Origin of the sequence: Rhodohalobacter sp. 614A (assembly GCF_021462415.1) — a bacterium.
In the GTDB taxonomy this organism is placed as follows: domain Bacteria; phylum Bacteroidota; class Rhodothermia; order Balneolales; family Balneolaceae; genus Rhodohalobacter.
In genome coordinates this window covers 2,123,584-2,140,386 of record NZ_JAKEDS010000001.1, presented here as the reverse complement: position 1 = coordinate 2,140,386, position 16,803 = coordinate 2,123,584, and the positions used below count along the sequence as shown (strand labels likewise).

The window sequence follows — 16,803 nt, the reverse complement described above, 5'->3', positions numbered from 1 at the left end:
TTTTTCTCAACTTATTCGCATATAACTTAAAAAACGACAGGTATATCTTATGGGAAAAAAAATAGCAATCGGATGTTTGGTGATCGGGCTGGTTGTATTGATCGGCGGAGGCCTTCTTACTTACAATTTTGTTTACAAACCTGTAATGGGCAGTGTTTCTTCTCTGCAGGAAATTCATCAAAAAAATGAACAGATCGACAATCAGTCGACCTACCAGCCTCCGGCTGATAATGAACTGACCGAAAACCAGGTTGAACGATTTGTATCTGTCCAGCAACAAATTCAAAGTGGAATTGAAGAACGCCTGGCCGAGTTCGAACAAAAATACGAAGAGCTTGATTCTGAACTTCAGAATCGTGAACCAACCCTTACCGAAATTATGAATGCCTGGGGCGATATTGTTGATCTTTATTCCGACGCCAAACAAATCCAGGTGGAAGCCCTCAATGAACATGATTTCTCTCTAACCGAGTATCGCTTTGTTCAGCAATCGTTCTACAACGCACTTGGAATGGAGCTCTTTTCCTATAATATCGACCAAATTGCTGAAGCTGCGAGTGAAGGTAACTTCAACATGAATCTGGAGGAGTACGAGAAACAACAGGACGAGATGGAACAACAAGTTCCTCAAGTCAATCGGGAGTTGGTTTCTCAATACGCCGATTCTGCCGAAAACTGGCTCGTCTTTTCCTGGTGGGGATTGTAAATTAATTCCTTTGACTGCACTACTAAATGTCATTTTGAGAGCAGCGTATCGAAGTCGAAAGGTTTCTGATGGCCGCATTAGGTTTCGACTTCCTTTTCGCTTCGCTCAAGATGCGCTTGACCTGACGAAGATTGAATTTTTATATATATGAATATTTGTGTTTACTGCGGATCGTCCCTTGGCAAGAATGAGAAGATTAAAGAACAAGCTATCTCTTTGGGAGAATTGATGTGTAAGCGGGGCCATCATTTAGTCTACGGCGGTGCGTCTCGCGGAATTATGGGAGTTCTGGCAGATTCTGTCATGCAGAATGGCGGAGAGGTTGTGGGTGTTATTCCAAAGAATCTTTTCAAAAAGGAAGTTGCTCACAAGGGAATTACAGAACTCATTACGGTGGATGGAATGCATCAGCGAAAATCGATTATGGCAGATCGTGCCGACGCTTTTCTTGCCCTTCCCGGCGGATTCGGTACACTCGAAGAACTGTTTGAAATCATTACCTGGAATCAAATCGGAATCATCAGCAAACCGGTGGTGGTGTATAATCTGAACGGCTATTTCGATTCATTGATTCAGATGATTGATCACGCTGTGGATGTTGGATTCATCAAACCGGGAAACAGAAAAATTCTGCGCGTTGCTGAAACGCTTGAGGATTGTATGAAGTTTTGTGAACAGGAATTGTAAAATTCATTGCGAGCGAAGCGCGTCAATCCCCAAACATAAATGATAGGAGGAGATTGCTTCACAAACTCCCAATGACTGCAAATCATCTTCTGAAAATTTAAATACTTTACTTTTGATAACCTCCGTCATCAAGTATTTCTTTGGCTCAACACCCGGTGATTTTGAACCTGATACTAAAAATCATCCATTCAAACCTTGTCCGGATTCACCGAACTGTACGATCCATGCTGTCGAATATCCATTGAATGAAAAAGAACTTTTTAACATCGCAAAGTCTGTACTACAAAAGCTCTCCCCTTTTGAATTGAAAGAAAATTCACAATCTCTTCAAATAAATGCTGTATTTCGGATACGTGTGTTTGGTTTCAAAGATGATGTAAAAATCATCATTCAACCCGCTGAATCAGCCAAAAGTATGTTGCATATCAAAAGCGCCAGCCGGGTTGGCAGAAGTGATTTGGGAGTAAACAGACGTCGAATCAAACAAATTTTATCAGCCGTAAATAAACAATTAACGTAGTTATTATGAGCGTACCGAAACTATCCATTAACATTGGGATTCTTCTGACTTTACTGGGAATCCTCTCTTTTATTTTGACTGATTTTGTAAGTATTACCGCCCTGATTCCGGCATTCTTTGGAGTTGTTCTCGCCGGACTTGGATTCCTTGCAAAAAGTAGCGAGTCCATGCGAAAACACGCCATGCATGCCGCTCTATTACTGGCTTTGTTGGGTCTTTTCGGTTCTTTCAGCGGACTTATCGCGCTGATTGGTGCCATTTCAGGAACTATGCCGGAACGCATGAGCGCTGCTGTCAGTCAGTCTATCATGGCTGTTCTATGCATTATCTTTTTGATTGCCGGAATCAAATCATTTATTGCCGCGAGAAAAGCTCAATAAGAAAAAATTAAATGTGCCGCATCAATCCTGGTCATTCTCAAAAATATCATTGATCAGGTACGCATATTTTTCTTCAATAATTCGCCGTTTCACTTTCAGTGTTGGTGTCAGTTCTCCGGTTTCAACTGTAAACTCATTGGCAACCAACCTGAAATCCCTGATTTTTTCGTGGGAAGCAAGCTCTTTTGAGAATTCACGAATTTCTTTGCTGTAAATATTTTGTATCGACTCTTTTTGGAGAAGCTCTTCAATGTTTGAATACTCAATATTTTCTTGTTTGGCGTATTTTTCAAGAGCTTCAAAATCCGGAACAATGATAGCTGCCATAAAGGTTTTTTTCTCGCCAATCACAACCAATTGGTCAATCCAAGGACTGGTTTTGAACATATCCTCTATCGGGCCCGGATAGATATTTTTGCCTCCGGCATTTACAATCATATGCTTGATTCTGTCGGTAATCTTCAACCGTCCATTCACAAACTTCCCGACATCACCGGTATGCAGCCATCCATCTTCATCAATCATTTCGCGGGTCGCTTCTTCGTTCTTCCAATAACCCTTCATGGTATTTGGCCCGCGATTTAAAATTTCTCCGGCTTCAGAAGTTACATTTGTCGGATAATCCTCACCACTTACCTGGGCCAGTATTCTATTATCTTCCAGGCTTTGAATCCCCACCGTTATTCCATTCAGCACTTGTCCTACCGTACCGATAATCTCACCGCCATAGGGATTACAACACATCACCGGAGACGTTTCGGTCAGCCCATATCCCTCAATAATATTTAGTCCGGCCGCCATAAAGAAAATGCCAATCTCCGGGGGTAAGGCTGCTCCGCCCGATACGAAGAAACGAATTCGTCCACCGGTTCGCTCTTTCAGTTTGTTGAAGACAAGTCGATCTGCGATCGTTTTTTGCAGAGCTGTCAGTCCCCTGTGTCCATTCCAATATCGTTCTCCAACTTCCAAAGCCCAGGAAAAAATATACTGCTGAACGGCACTGCCTTCCTTCACACTCTTATTCACAAGGTTGTAAATTTTCTCGAACAAGCGCGGTACACTTATCACGATTGTAGGATGAACTTCCGTCATATTCCTGGCAACCGTATCAACACTCTCTGCATAATAAATCTCTGCCCCGCCGGCAATCATTGCATAATACCCGGCGGTTCTCTCAAACGAATGGCAAAGCGGTAAGAAAGACAGGCACCGATCTTCTTCTGAAATGTCAATTGCATCATGAGCAGCCTTTACATTACTAACTATATTCCGATGCGTAAGCATGGCTCCTTTGGGCTGTCCTGTTGTTCCGGATGTGTAAATGAGTGTAGCCACATCCTCAGTAGTCACGCTTTTTGAACGTTTTTTTAACTCGCCGGCTACTTTTTGCTCAGCTTTCATTCCGGCCGCACAGATGGTGTCAAACAACTTTACTTCATCACCCTTCATATACTTTTTTACTTTTGGCTGGTCGAAGGCAATAATGGACTCCAAATCCGGGCAGTTATCAAAAACCTTGACTGCTTTTTTTAATTGAATTCCGGTCGATACAAAAAAGATTCTGGCTTCGGAATCTTTCAGAATATACTCGCATTGATTCGGAGGAAGAGTTGTGTAGAGAGATACATTTATAGCGCCTACCATCTGGATAGCCAAATCTACCACCATCCATTCATATCTGTTTTCGCTCAAGATGGCAATCCGGTCATCTTTTTGCACTTCCTGTTCCAGAAGATAAGAGGCCACCGCTGTCACATCTTGTTTAACAGTATCCCATGTAACCGTCTTGTACGCTTTATTCGGAGACGGCTTATAAGCGAAAGCTGTTTTATCAGAATTTTCGTATTTTTTGGTAAGATTTTGATAAAGATCCGTCAGAGTTTCAAAAGCAACGACTGTAGGCATAATTTTCCAATTCGTTTAATGGTAGATTTCAATAAGATAAAATGTTCGAGCTTTTTTAGTATACTTCTGTAAAATCTTTAGCAATATATTCTGCAAGAACATTTCAATCAATTCGTTTTGAATATCAACAGTTTTCACATTTAAAAACGTTTACCATGGCACATCAGGCACCTGAAGAGATTATACAATTAGTAAAACAGATTTTCAGAACCTATCTCAAAGAGAGAAATCAACGCCAGACTCCGGAGCGGTTCATGGTTTTGGAAGAAATTTACCGGTCAGACGGACATTTTGACGCGGACGATATTTTTTTCAACATGAAGAAAGCAGGCACAAGAGTCTCTCGCGCAACTGTTTACAACACGCTTGACCTTCTGATTGAATGCGGACTTGTTCAACGTCAGCAGTTTGGAAAGAACCAGTACTATTACGAGCGGTCATATGCATACCAGCAACACGACCACATGATTTGCAAAGAGTGTGGTGTAGTGATTGAATTCTGCGATCCGCGAATTCTTGAAATTCAAAACCTGATGGAGAAAATCCATGACTTCGAAGTAGAAGGGCATTCTTTGCACCTTTTTGGACGGTGTAATGACCGGGAAGCGTGCCAACGCAGAAAAGAGAGCGGCGACAAGATCAAATCCATAAAAGAGAAACAGGCCTGATTATTAGGGTAAAAACCCATGTAAAATCATCCTGAGTGTGACCCAGGATGATATTCTCAAGATTTATCTATCTCAAACCTGCCCGCTCAAAAATTTCATCCACCCGTTTGGTGTGATAGCTCACATCAAAAGCGTCATCAATTTCTTCTGATGACAGGTTTTCCTGAATGGTAGAATCCGATTCCACGAGATCCCTGAATGGTCGTTTTTCTTCCCACGCTTGCATGGCAAGAGGCTGAACCGTATCGTAAGCAGTTTCTCTTGAAAGGCCTTTTTCAATCAACATCAATAAAAGCCGTTGAGAAAAAACCAATCCATGAGTCTTCTGCATGTTTTCCTTCATGTTTTCCGGATAAACCATCAATTTTTCAATCACTCCGGAAAAACGGTTGAGCATGTAATCAAGCAGAATGGTGGCATCCGGCAGAATAATTCGTTCCACAGAAGAATGGGAAATATCTCTCTCATGCCACAACGGGATGTTTTCGTACGATGAAACCATATATCCGCGAAGTACCCGGGCACATCCCGAAATATTTTCCGAACTGATGGGATTGCGTTTATGAGGCATGGCAGAAGAGCCTTTCTGTCCTTTGCTGAAAAATTCCTCCGCTTCGCGAAGTTCGGTTCGCTGTAAATGACGAATCTCCACAGCAATTTTTTCGAGAGTGGATCCGATTACCGCCAGCGTGGCCATATAATATGCGTGGCGATCCCGCTGCAAAGTCTGGGTGGAAATTGAAGCGGGCTGGATGCCAAGCCGTTCACAAGTCAGGTTTTCCACTTTTGGCGGAATGTGTGCAAAGGTGCCCACAGCGCCGGAAAGCTTTCCAAATTCCACATCTTTAGCGGCTCGTTCAAAACGATCCACATTTCGTTGCATTTCAGCATACCAGAGCGCGCACTTCAGCCCAAATGTTGTCGGTTCAGCGTGAACTCCATGAGTTCTGCCCATCATTACCGTCAGTTTGTGCTCTTTGGCTTTTTCAGCGAGTGCGTTACAAAATCGACTCAAACCTTCTTTGAGCAGCTCGTTCGCCTGTTTGAGGCGATAACCGTTTGCGGTATCTACAACATCCGTGGATGTTAAGCCGTAGTGCACCCATTTTTTTTCGTCTCCCAGTGTTTCAGAAACAGCCCGGGTAAAGGCAACCACATCGTGCCGGGTTTCTTTCTCAATTTCTTTGATTCGGTCTATATCGAAGGAAGCATTTTCATAAAGTTTTTCGACATCTTCAGCTGGAATTTTATCCATCTGGCTCCATGCCCAACAAGCAGCAAGTTCAACATCAAGCCATGCCTGAAACTGGTTCTGCTCCGACCAGATATCAGACATTTCCTTTCGGGAATAACGTTCTATCATGTGATTCTTTTTATACGATTAAAATCCAGCATCAAAAATAGCAGAAATACAGATAAATGACAGGTTACAAATGCAGATCCGTCATTTCATTTTAAAAAATTACCCGTTTTCTATTGCTGAGGAATTTTAATCCATGTCCCTTCCTGAATGGTTTGATCAAGCTCAACCTGATTGGCAATGGCCACATCCTCCGGAGTAATATCCATAGGGAGATTGGATGGAAGGAAGGATTGAAGTGAACCCGTTCGATTTGCTCTGAACACATTCAGCCGAACCGGTTGGATATTGAGAATTCTTGAATCATTCAACTCATCAAATCCATTGGATGTTCGCATAAATATATCGTCGTAAGAATCGAACTGATCGGCCAATGTGTAGGTTACAAACCGGTAGATATTCCCATCGTATTCAACGCTATACAAATATAATCTCACATCAGCGCCTTCTTGCGTTTGAGCAGTAGCAACAGCTTCATACCCGCTGAGACCATGATTGGAAGCAGAGGAACTATTCACTGCATTCACCCCTTCCTGGTTCAAAAATTCCTGTACAGATGCCTGAGCGCTATTGTTCTGGCCGTCAATCTGAAAAATCATAATTGCATTCTGATCCGGATTCACAACCTGAACTGCTGTTGGAGTGTTGATCAATTGCCAGTCTTCGGGATAGGGAAATTTAAATTCCAGATCGGGATGGTAAAATACACCGTCCTCAGTAAAACCTTGCCGAGGATTATTTCCATAAACGATATCATCAATTTGGCCCATGAATCGATCCATGTTCTCAATATTCATTTCGTATCCCTGCTGGCGCCAGCCTTCTGCAAGTTGTGGAATTCTTTCCTCTCGCTGAGACGGATCGGGGTGAGTAGATGCCCAGGTTGGAATGCTTTGCCCGGACTGATTCGAAAGCCTTTTCAGCGTCGTAAAAAAGTCTGCACCTTCAGCCGCTTCATACTTTGTCTTTGCGGCGTATTCAACACCTAATTTATCAGATTCACTTTCATCGTCACGGCTATATTTCAGGAACATTAATTGTGCAGCCTGACCTCCCAAATTCAGAATACTTTCTCCCGGAACGCCTAATAATTCCTGTCCTGCAACAGCTCCGCCAATTAATGCAAGCTGACCAATTTGCTGTTCAAAAGCCCGTTGGGATGCATGGCGAGCTGCAACGTGACCAATTTCGTGACCCAGAACCACAGCCAATTGAGCTTCATTTCTAAGATTTGCAAGTAAACCTCGGGTCACATATACATATCCGCCGGGAAGTGCAAAAGCATTCACTACGGGGCTGTCAAGTACACGAAACGTAAATTCAGTGGTGCGGTACATCTCATCAACATCATCTCCGCGCATATCACTGTTCGCAAGTACATCCTGAGCTACATCATCTACGTAATTTCGGAGGCCTTCGTCATCATAAATACCATATTGCTGCTGAATTTGTTTATCAGCGTCGGCACCAATTTGTTTCTCCTCTTCCCATGAGTATCCGTACGCACGTTTCTTTCCGGTAACCGGACTTCGCTGAACGGTACATGCACTGGAAAAAACAAACAGGGAAATAAAAATTAATAAATAAGATTGCAATCGTCGCATATTCACCAATTTATGTTGTCATTAAATTCAAAATTAATCATACAGGTTTTCCTAACCATTTTAATCAAAATAGTATCAAATCTTCGTTCTCAATTGAATCCGTAAATTTCCTGATGTGACGATAAATCACATACAATGCAAACGAATCCAGGGAACAATACTTTCTCAACATTTTAGGGATTTGAAGTTCTTCCTCCCCGCTCAATAAACCGTTTTTGAAAGAGAGCCAGGCATTCATTGCAGCGGCTCCATCAGCAATTAAAAAATCAGAATTCTGTATTTGTTTATATGGATCAGGAATTCCTCCGTTGCTGAACGAAGCCTTCATATCGATCACACTATCATCAATTCTTATTTGGGGTAAATCCATGTTACCGAATGTTTTTTCCCAAAGTAAAATACTCGACAACACCTGTTTTAACCCCAATCCATCATTAAAAAATTTATTGAAGTAGAAATCACTAATGATTCTGCTTATATCAAAAAAACGATTTTCATAACCCGGAAATTCAGATTTCCTGATTTTTTCAAGAATTTCAATTTGAGTTTGAAATTGATTCGGTTCTCTTTTTAAATCACCAATCAATCGGTTAACTCCCTGTTTTTCAAAGGGCGAATACTGCATAATTGTTCCCTCAAAAATGTCAGGAATTTTTCCGAGTTGATTTACAAACTCCACATGAGGATAAGTTTCCTCCTCCTGCTGATCGAGCCATTCGGTGTGAACAAGCGTACCATTTTCTTTTAATGTGTGACAGGAAAACTGGAAGAAGATTGGGGTATATGGACGATTTTCGCCCCTCAGCGGGATGGCGTAGGTTGCCGCTTCAAAATCCAGAAAATGTAACGGATACTCCAATTTTTCCAGGGATTTAACTCCCGGCTTCATCCAAAGTGAGGGCACGGATTCATCCCTGGCCTGTAAAATTTGGAGATTTCGCCGCTGCAGAATGGTAATGTTTGATCCGCCATATTTTTGAGTGTCTTCAAAAGACGTGAATCCTCTGGAAAGTTCTGCCTCTTCCTGGTAAAAAGTGCCATGATCCGTTTCGCTGCTATTGCCGTGTCCAATCAATTCAAACACATGTTTTTCCGGATGATGGAGCTCTTTTGTGAAGAAAAACTTGTTCCAACAGCCATCCTTTTTTTCCATCTCCGGCAACCGGAATTCACAATACTTACACCCCGTATGTCTATTGATCTCAGTCTTTTCAGACTGATCCTGATTTAAATTCATCATTTGCTCAATAGCTTTTGCAACACTCAAATCGGCAAAGCTTTGGTGAGCAATAGATTCAGGTATCTTCTCATTTATTTTTACAACTGCATCCGTTGCTTTCACTTTCGAAAACAATTCTTTGAATTCGTACCGGATATCGTCATCGTTTTCAAATTCCTCGCTTAAAAATAAATGAAGATGATCCAACGATGATTTGAAGTGTTTGTTTGGAAAGTAAAAGTCAACTTTTACATCACTTTCAGGAAAAACTCTCTTGAGAACTTCCATACGATATGCCGCTTTCAATAAATAGCGCAGAATGCTTCGCTTATTTATCGTTGGAGAAATTTCATCGCCTTCAGATCGTTTCCGAAGTTTCCCGTGAACCTGGATAATTGTAAGGTGATTATTCTCTTTGATTAAAATTGGAATTCTTGTCAGGAGATTTCCCTTGTTAACAACTGCGCCGCAAATAGCTACGGAATCCTGCTTTAACCAATTTGCTGTTTCTTCATGTGCCTGTTGAGTCGGGCTGGAAGTATACCTGCAATTCTCAAACTGATGAGCAATCGCATCGCGAATATGCAATTTGTTTCGCTGTCGAAACAACATGCCGGACTGTCTTCTCGCTTTCTGGCTCTTCGTGATATGAGTAAATTTGAGGGGACAGGATATCGTCTGTTGAAAAAGATCGTCATTTATTAAAATGGTATCTTTCCCGGCCATAGTTACTCCACGATATTCACTTCAGGTACCAGTTCAATTCCAAAAGTTTCTTTCACAGATTTTTGAACCTGTTTTGAAAAATGAAAGATATCAGATCCGCTTGCATTCCCATGATTTACAATCACAAGCGCCTGATTTTGATAGGTTCCAACATGGCCGATTTGTTTACCTCTCCACCCCGTTTTTTCAATCAACCACCCGGCCGGGATTTTTATCTCATTTTCACTTACTTCATAGAAAGGCATGTCTTCAAATCGAGATTGTAAATCCTCAAATATTTCTTTGCTTACAACAGGATTTTTGAAAAAGCTTCCGGCATTTCCAATATCCTTTGGATCGGGAAGTTTTGATCTTCGAATATCAATAACCGCTTGGTAAACGTCTTTTATCCCCGGATTTTGAATACTTTTCTCCTGAAGATAAGATTGAAGTGAACCATAACTATCATGAATTATATGATTCAATTTTGAGAGCCTGAGTGTAACATTCGTTACAATTACTTGTCCTCTCAGCTCATTCTTAAAAATGCTGTCGCGATACCCGAAATCACAATCTTTCTTATAAAAGGTTTTGAACGTACCCGTCTGCATATCAAAGAGTTCCAGGGAATCAAACACTTGTTCTAATTCTACTCCATAAGCACCAATATTCTGGATGGGCGCCGCCCCAACAGTGCCCGGAATTAAGGCAAGATTCTCAACACCTCCAAAGTTATTCTCCACAACCCAGGATACAAATTCGTGCCAGTTTTCGCCTGCACCAATCTGAGCTTTCACATATTGAGCATCCTCATCCACAATATCTTTTCCCTTAACAGACATCTTGATGATGGCTTTGGAAGGATCATCAAGAAAGAGAACATTACTGCCGCCTCCTAGAATAAACGGTTGATGATGTTTAAAAAAATCCTGGTCAGCTAAAACTAAAAGGTCATCCCGCGAAGTGATCTCTACAAAAACAGATGCTACAGCAGAAACCCCGAGTGTGTTATAAGAAGAGAGATCTACGTCAGAACAGATTTTGAGACTATTTTTCTTAATCACAAATAAGAATTACGTCGTTTAATTTTCCGGATTTGTAACAGATGCAGGTGGTTTCACTCTCAGTTTTCTTACACGATTATTTTTCACCGAGTGAACCGTAAGCTCAAGATTCTTGTAATTAACACGTTCGCCCACATTGGGAATTCGCTCAGTTAAATGGTATACGAGCCCACCCAGGGTTTCAAACTCATCACCCGCTGAAGAAATCGTAGTTCCGAGAATCTCGTCAAGATCATCGAGGTCTATTTTTGCATCAAAAATGTAAATTCCATTTTTGAACTTGGTGTAGAGTTTCTCCTCTTCCTCATCATATTCATCTCCGATATCTCCCACAATTTCTTCGAGAATATCGTCCAGTGTTACAATCCCCTCGGTTCCGCCATATTCATCCACCACAATGGCAATGTGTGTTTTTTCATGCTGAAAATCACGGAGAAGGTCATCCAGTTTTTTTGTGGCCGGAATAAAAAGAGCCTTTCTCGCAATGGTTTTCCAATTGATTCCGCTCTTCACCAAATTCGTATTGATATAAGGAAGAACATCTTTGGAATAAATGACGCCCAAAATTGTATCCAGATCATTTTCATACAGGGGCATTCGGGATAATCCTTTATCTTTGATCACAGATATTACTTCCGAAAGCGTGGCATGAACGTTTACCGCAACAATATTTACACGAGACGTCATAATTTCACGAACGGTTGTATTTCCAAACTCAATGACGTTCTCGATAATCTCACGCTCATCACCCCTGATGGATCCTTCTTTCTCTCCCATTTCTGCCATGGTTTTCAAATCCTGGGCGGTCATTCGGTTATCCGGTTTCGGAAGATTTTTTTCGAGGCTTAACGTACTGTTTGCAATTAACTTGGAGACCGGCGTAAACAAGATAAAATTAAAGTAAACGAATCCACTCATAATCCGGGAGACCCGCAATGGATTATTAATTGCAATGATTTTAGGAGTGATTTCACTCAGAATCAAAATCATGAATGTGAGCACAAAAATCTGGATAGTGTAAATCACAACCGTCGAGAGATCATAATACACGGCAATCTTTCCTGCAAGAACCGCTGCAAGGACGGAACTCACAATATTGGCAAACGTATTTCCGATCAAAATAGTAGCCAGTAATCGGCGGGGCTTGTTTAACATTGTAAGGATTCTGGCATCCTTCCGGGCATGGGAACCCGTATCCTTCAATTTCTCCATTTGATTAACGAGAGAAAAGAAGGCTACTTCTGATCCTGAATAGAGTGCACTGAGGATGAGGCCAACAATCATCACTCCTACCTCAAGAGATATTTCACCGATCTGAAGAGACCCGACTTGATCAGCTGCCATCAAAAAAAATGCGGTGAGCACAAGAATAAATCTGAAATTATGACTCGGAGGTTCGTCTAAAGATTCCAATAATGACTTTGTTGGTTGATAGGTAAAACCTGACTAAATATGAATAAAAAAAGGTGACGATGAAAGCCACCGCCACCTCTAAATGTACGAAACTTCTTTTTTAAAATGGGAGATCGTCATCCATGTCATCGAATGAGTCATCAATCTCTACCGATGTAGCGGCACTTTTACCCGGTTTGGAGGACGGGGCTCCTCCTCCACTCATTGAATCACTGCGGCTGTCCAGCATCTGCATGGTCAATGCTTTGATCTCAGTTGTATACTTCTTCTGACCATCTTTATCTTCCCACTGACGTGTTTGAATTGGGCCTTCGAAATAAGCTAACGATCCTTTTTTAAGATATTCCTGGCAAATTTCTGCGAGACGTCCCCATGCCACAATTCTGTGCCACTCAGTACTCTCCTGCAGTTCACCATTTCGGTCTTTATATCGCTCGGTTGTGGCAACACTTAACGTAGCAACAGCCGTATTAGACTGCGTATAACGGACTTCCGGATCAGCTCCAAGCCTGCCTATTATCATCGCTTTGTTTAATGAACTCATAATAATTGTATTTACATTTTTCGTTATTGTTCTACTTGTAAGAACTGAAATTTTACAATCCCTTACAGATTTTTTTATCTGAGGGCATCTTCAAGCACTAAAGAAGCGTCGCTGTCTTTGTCTCTGTACTTTATAATAATTGGACAAGAGACGGATAATTTTGTTGCAATTCCCCAATCAGTATTGATGGGGCGTGTACCCGGCACCACTACTGCTCCTTCCGGAATCGCAGCTCCTTTTCCAAGAATTTCTTCGTTTACGGCATCGTAAACCGGAACAGATTTTGACAGAGTAACTCCCGGGGCAATAACAGCCCGCTTCTTCACTAAAATTCCTTCAACAATCACCGAGCCTGCTCCAATAAAACAGTCGTCTTCAACTACAACGGGGCTTAAACCTACGGGTTCCAGAACACCTCCGATTTGTACTCCGGCGGAAAGATGCACATTTTTCCCGATTTGAGCACAGGAACCCACCAAAGCATGACTATCAATCATGGATCCTTCATCTATATACGCACCGATATTTACGTACGCCGGCGGCATCATGATTACGCCTTTAGCCACATAAGCTCCTCTTCTCACAGATGATCCGCCAGGTACCAGGCGTACGCCATCACTTGAATCGAACATCCGGGGCGGGAGATTGCCTTTATCAACAAACCCTTCATAGATACCCCCGTAATTCACGTTTTTGCCGGCTTTGAACGCAGCCAAAATGGCTTCTTTTACTTCAACATTTGCTTTCCACCCGTCGCCTTCGGGTGTGGCTGCACGAACAGTTCCTTCTTCAAGTTGATCTAAAATTTTTTCCCAGTCCATTTGTATTTTTTATAAAATTTATTCGATTAATTGTATTTGTAAACATCAGATTAAGCGCGGTTTCGATCACTTTTGTAAAAAAGTCTGTCCCAAATCGTAAGGAAGTCAAAAAACTCAGGAAACGCACACTCGAATTTTCATTCAATATGGCGGATTATTGGAATCGCACAAGGCTTTATGAATTGATTCTATGTATTCAATTCATACCAATTTGCAATCGCTCCATCAGAAGCGTGTAAATGTTCCGTATCCGAAAGTTCTTTATCCGTCAAAGGCAATCGAAGAACGGATGTATCTATCAATCCTTTTTCTTTCATTAAAACCTTTAAGGGAATCGGGTTTGAAGCAGAGAAGAGTGCTTTAACGGCATCCGTCCAAATTGGAAACAGCGAAACTACATCTCCTTTCAGACATTTTTCAACATAGAGCCTTGTTTCTTTCGGCCAAACGTTGGAAGCCACAGATACCAATCCGCTGCCACCAGCCGTTGAAAAGAACGGCATTAATCCATCATCGCCGCTAAACAATGGAATCGAAGGCACTGTTTTCCTGAACTGCTGGAACTCTTCAATACTTCCGCTCGCCTCTTTTACAGCCCATAAATTTTTGTGATGTTCAAGCTCCTTCAAAACCTGTGGAAATAACTTCACTCCCGTTCGTGACGGGATGTTATAAATCATGGATGGTTTTTCAGATGCATCCAATAATGACCGGAACCATTCAATTTGCCCTTTTAAACCCGGTTTTGAATACAACGGGTTCACCAACAAAAAACAATCAATATTTTTCTGGTTGCAGTATTGGATCCATTCGGTCTGATGCTGAAGGTTAAATCCACCAACACCAACCATAATTGGAGACAAATTTTCGCGTTCCGAAACAAAATCTACAACCTGTTTTTTCTCATCATCAGAAAGAGCCAGACCTTCTCCCGTACTTCCAAGAATAAGAATACCGTTTCCCGCATCTTCCTGGCGGTTTAAGAGCCGTTCGAGATCTTCAAAGTGAATACTCCCGTCCTCATACATGGGAGTAATAAGCGCTGTCCAAAGTTGAATATCAGTCATAACAGTTCTTTAAATGCACGATCAAACAATTCAGAAAAAGGATAAACTCCCGGTTCAATTTCCGGGTGATCGAGAATATAATTTGCGGTCCAAATTGCGCCTTCGGCAAAAATGGAACGGCTGTGTGCTTCATGCTTCAGGTAGATGGATTCGCCGGATGTCTTTACATGTAAATTGTGAATTCCTTTTACATCGCCCTGACGATCAGACGAAATAGTCGCATCCTTCCCGAGCCATTCTCTCCAGGAAAGCGCCGTACCGCTCGGGGCATCTTTTTTATGAACATGGTGGATTTCATGAATATGAAACTGTGGATTATCCAGAAATTCCGATCCTTTGCCCAAAATATTGATGGCCTTCCTGACAAGATTCATACCAAGGCTAAAGTTCGATCCAATCACCCAGCGATTGCCTTTTAACTTTACCCGATCCGGTAACTCCTGTGGCCATTGGTAACCGGTAGTTCCAAACACTGCGGGAATTTTGGTTTCCATTAAAATTTCAATTACTTCTTCGGCTGCTTCTCCGGGCACGAAAACAATCGCAACATCGGCTTCTGAAAGTTTTTCCGGTGTTGGTTTATTGTTCTCATCAAACGGGATGGCCGCATCTTCAAGTTGATCCGCTATTGTTCCACCCGTTTTTCCCGTTCCTATAACGGCATATTTTCTATTTTTGGTAGATTCCTTCATTACTTAATAAACTGTTTATGCAATACTTGTACAACGTTTTCGGCATCCTCTTCAGCAACAAGAAAACACAAATTGTATGAACTGGCGCCGTGGCAGATCAGATGAATATTAACATCCAGAAGAGATCCAAAAATCGGGCCGCTTAAACCAGCCGTTTGATTCAAATTATTTCCAACAAGCGCCACGAGCGACAAGTCTTTAATAATTTCTACTTCACTGAACTTTTGTAGTTCCTCTAAAACTTCTTCACCGAGCATCGGCTGACCGGGGTTATTAATGTCCGAGTCGAGTGTCAAAGCCACGCTAACCTCACTCGTTGTTACGAGATCCACACTAATTTTATGATCGCCCAAAACCTGGAAGAGCTTTGCAAGAAAGCCATACCGATGAAGCATATCAAGGCTATGAACTTTTACCAGTGTTTGTCTTCGGCGCAGGCTAATGGCCCGAATGACCGGCTTTTCTTTTGTATCCCGGACAATCCAGGTTCCCGGTTTTTCGGGATGAATACTGGATCCTACATACACCCGGATATTTTTCCGAATAGCAGGCACAACTGTTGCCGGATGCAAAACTTTCGCTCCAAAAACGGATAGCTCCGCGGCTTCATCGAAGCTGATCTCTGTAATGGGACGAGCATCCGGCGCAATTCGCGGATCGGTTGTATAGATTGCAGTGACATCAGTCCAGATTTCAAGCACATCAGCATCCACAGCTTCAGCAAAAAGTGCTGCTGAGTAATCACTTCCGCCGCGTCCCAGTGTGGTGGTGGTTCCTTTAGAATCGGATCCGATGAACCCCTGTGTTACCACTCTCGCATCTTTTAGCAACGGCTGTAATATCTCTGATGAAGCTTTTCCGATTTCATCAATATCCGGTTCTGCACTCCCATAATGGTTATCCGTTTTTATGACGGTTCTGGCGTCGAGCCATTGAATATCGTCACCGGAATCCACCTTTAAAACTTCGGAAAATATTCTGGACGAGAGCCGTTCACCGAACGACAGGATCTCATCACGAAGCATTTTCGTCATAATCTGTTTTCTCGAAGCAATGGCCTCAAGCTCACTTAATAAGGCCGTTACTTCATCCAGGAGTGTCTTTGGATTTCCAAATTGCTTACAAATAGCAAGATGCTTCTCCTTGATTTGTGATACAATTTCAACCCTGGTTTCAACCGATTCTTCGGTACATAATTCTGTAAGCAAATTTGTTGTACCGGAGGTGGCACTAACTACAATTACTTTTTTATCGGGATCAGATGAAACAATGGAGGCACATCGTTTCATGGCGGTAAGATCTGCCATGCTGGTGCCTCCGAACTTTGCTACTTTAATTAAATCTGGCATGTTGATTTTAAAATATATTCAAGCATCCAAAATAATGAATTTCAAGCCCTTTGGCAGAATTGTTTTGAAGGAAATTTCTAAAATGTTTGTAACCGGTGT

Annotated in this window: 16 protein-coding genes; 5 read left to right on the top strand and 11 right to left on the bottom strand. The window is 42.0% G+C overall.

The window, feature by feature from the left end; translation table 11 throughout:
• The first annotated feature begins 49 nt into the window (after positions 1–49).
• The 4 genes from L0B18_RS08810 to L0B18_RS08795 all read left to right on the top strand — a co-directional run bounded on the left by L0B18_RS08810 (position 50) and on the right by L0B18_RS08795 (position 2,293).
• Entirely contained in the window at positions 50–706 is a 657-nt protein-coding gene (locus tag L0B18_RS08810) for a hypothetical protein (protein WP_234571380.1), read from the top strand.
• 147 nt (positions 707–853) lie between these two features.
• Positions 854–1,393, top strand: coding sequence for a TIGR00730 family Rossman fold protein (locus tag L0B18_RS08805; RefSeq protein WP_234571379.1), 540 nt, complete (start codon positions 854–856; stop codon positions 1,391–1,393).
• A gap of 112 nt (positions 1,394–1,505) precedes the next feature.
• Positions 1,506–1,913 (top strand): DUF1499 domain-containing protein, encoded by a 408-nt coding sequence (locus L0B18_RS08800; RefSeq protein ID WP_234571378.1) that lies wholly within the window; start codon positions 1,506–1,508, stop codon positions 1,911–1,913.
• A gap of 5 nt (positions 1,914–1,918) precedes the next feature.
• Entirely contained in the window at positions 1,919–2,293 is a 375-nt protein-coding gene (locus L0B18_RS08795) for a hypothetical protein (RefSeq protein ID WP_234571377.1), read from the top strand.
• A 21-nt stretch (positions 2,294–2,314) separates the two neighbouring features.
• Here L0B18_RS08795 and L0B18_RS08790 read toward each other — a convergent pair whose 3' ends face one another.
• On the bottom strand, positions 2,315–4,198 hold the full coding sequence (locus L0B18_RS08790) for an AMP-dependent synthetase/ligase (protein WP_234571376.1): 1,884 nt from the start codon (positions 4,196–4,198) through the stop codon (positions 2,315–2,317).
• A 155-nt stretch (positions 4,199–4,353) separates the two neighbouring features.
• On the opposite strand from L0B18_RS08790, the gene L0B18_RS08785 reads away from it, so the two are divergent.
• Positions 4,354–4,866 (top strand): Fur family transcriptional regulator, encoded by a 513-nt coding sequence (locus L0B18_RS08785; RefSeq protein ID WP_234571375.1) that lies wholly within the window; start codon positions 4,354–4,356, stop codon positions 4,864–4,866.
• A 67-nt stretch (positions 4,867–4,933) separates the two neighbouring features.
• Here the strand turns inward: L0B18_RS08785 and purB are convergent, their stop codons facing one another.
• From purB to lysC, 10 genes are all read right to left on the bottom strand, one after another.
• Positions 4,934–6,229 carry an adenylosuccinate lyase gene (gene purB, locus L0B18_RS08780; RefSeq protein WP_234571374.1) on the bottom strand — a complete coding sequence of 432 codons (1,296 nt, stop codon included), beginning with the start codon at positions 6,227–6,229 and terminating at the stop codon, positions 4,934–4,936.
• Positions 6,230–6,339: 110 nt separating this feature from the next.
• Entirely contained in the window at positions 6,340–7,830 is a 1,491-nt protein-coding gene (locus L0B18_RS08775) for a M48 family metalloprotease (RefSeq protein ID WP_234571373.1), read from the bottom strand.
• 64 nt (positions 7,831–7,894) lie between these two features.
• The gene (locus L0B18_RS08770; RefSeq protein ID WP_234571372.1) at positions 7,895–9,775 is read right to left on the bottom strand and encodes a DUF2779 domain-containing protein; all 1,881 of its coding nucleotides are present in this window, start codon (positions 9,773–9,775) and stop codon (positions 7,895–7,897) included.
• Positions 9,776–9,777: 2 nt separating this feature from the next.
• Complete coding sequence (gene murB / locus L0B18_RS08765; RefSeq protein ID WP_234571371.1) at positions 9,778–10,818, bottom strand: UDP-N-acetylmuramate dehydrogenase; 1,041 nt, start codon at positions 10,816–10,818, stop codon at positions 9,778–9,780.
• An 18-nt stretch (positions 10,819–10,836) separates the two neighbouring features.
• Complete coding sequence (locus L0B18_RS08760; RefSeq protein WP_234571370.1) at positions 10,837–12,162, bottom strand: hemolysin family protein; 1,326 nt, start codon at positions 12,160–12,162, stop codon at positions 10,837–10,839.
• A 169-nt stretch (positions 12,163–12,331) separates the two neighbouring features.
• Complete coding sequence (locus tag L0B18_RS08755) at positions 12,332–12,775, bottom strand: single-stranded DNA-binding protein (protein WP_234571369.1); 444 nt, start codon at positions 12,773–12,775, stop codon at positions 12,332–12,334.
• Positions 12,776–12,849: 74 nt separating this feature from the next.
• The gene (locus tag L0B18_RS08750) at positions 12,850–13,596 is read right to left on the bottom strand and encodes a 2,3,4,5-tetrahydropyridine-2,6-dicarboxylate N-succinyltransferase (RefSeq protein ID WP_234571368.1); all 747 of its coding nucleotides are present in this window, start codon (positions 13,594–13,596) and stop codon (positions 12,850–12,852) included.
• Between the two features lie 188 nt (positions 13,597–13,784).
• The gene (gene dapA / locus L0B18_RS08745; protein ID WP_234571367.1) at positions 13,785–14,663 is read right to left on the bottom strand and encodes a 4-hydroxy-tetrahydrodipicolinate synthase; all 879 of its coding nucleotides are present in this window, start codon (positions 14,661–14,663) and stop codon (positions 13,785–13,787) included.
• A complete protein-coding gene (locus L0B18_RS08740) occupies positions 14,660–15,355 on the bottom strand; it encodes a dihydrodipicolinate reductase C-terminal domain-containing protein (protein ID WP_234571366.1) in 696 nt (231 codons plus the stop codon). The genes dapA and L0B18_RS08740 overlap by 4 nt, the downstream gene beginning before the upstream one ends.
• Entirely contained in the window at positions 15,355–16,704 is a 1,350-nt protein-coding gene (lysC, locus tag L0B18_RS08735) for a lysine-sensitive aspartokinase 3 (RefSeq protein WP_234571365.1), read from the bottom strand. Before lysC ends, L0B18_RS08740 begins: the two co-directional genes overlap by 1 nt.
• Between the last annotated feature and the right edge of the window lie 99 nt (positions 16,705–16,803).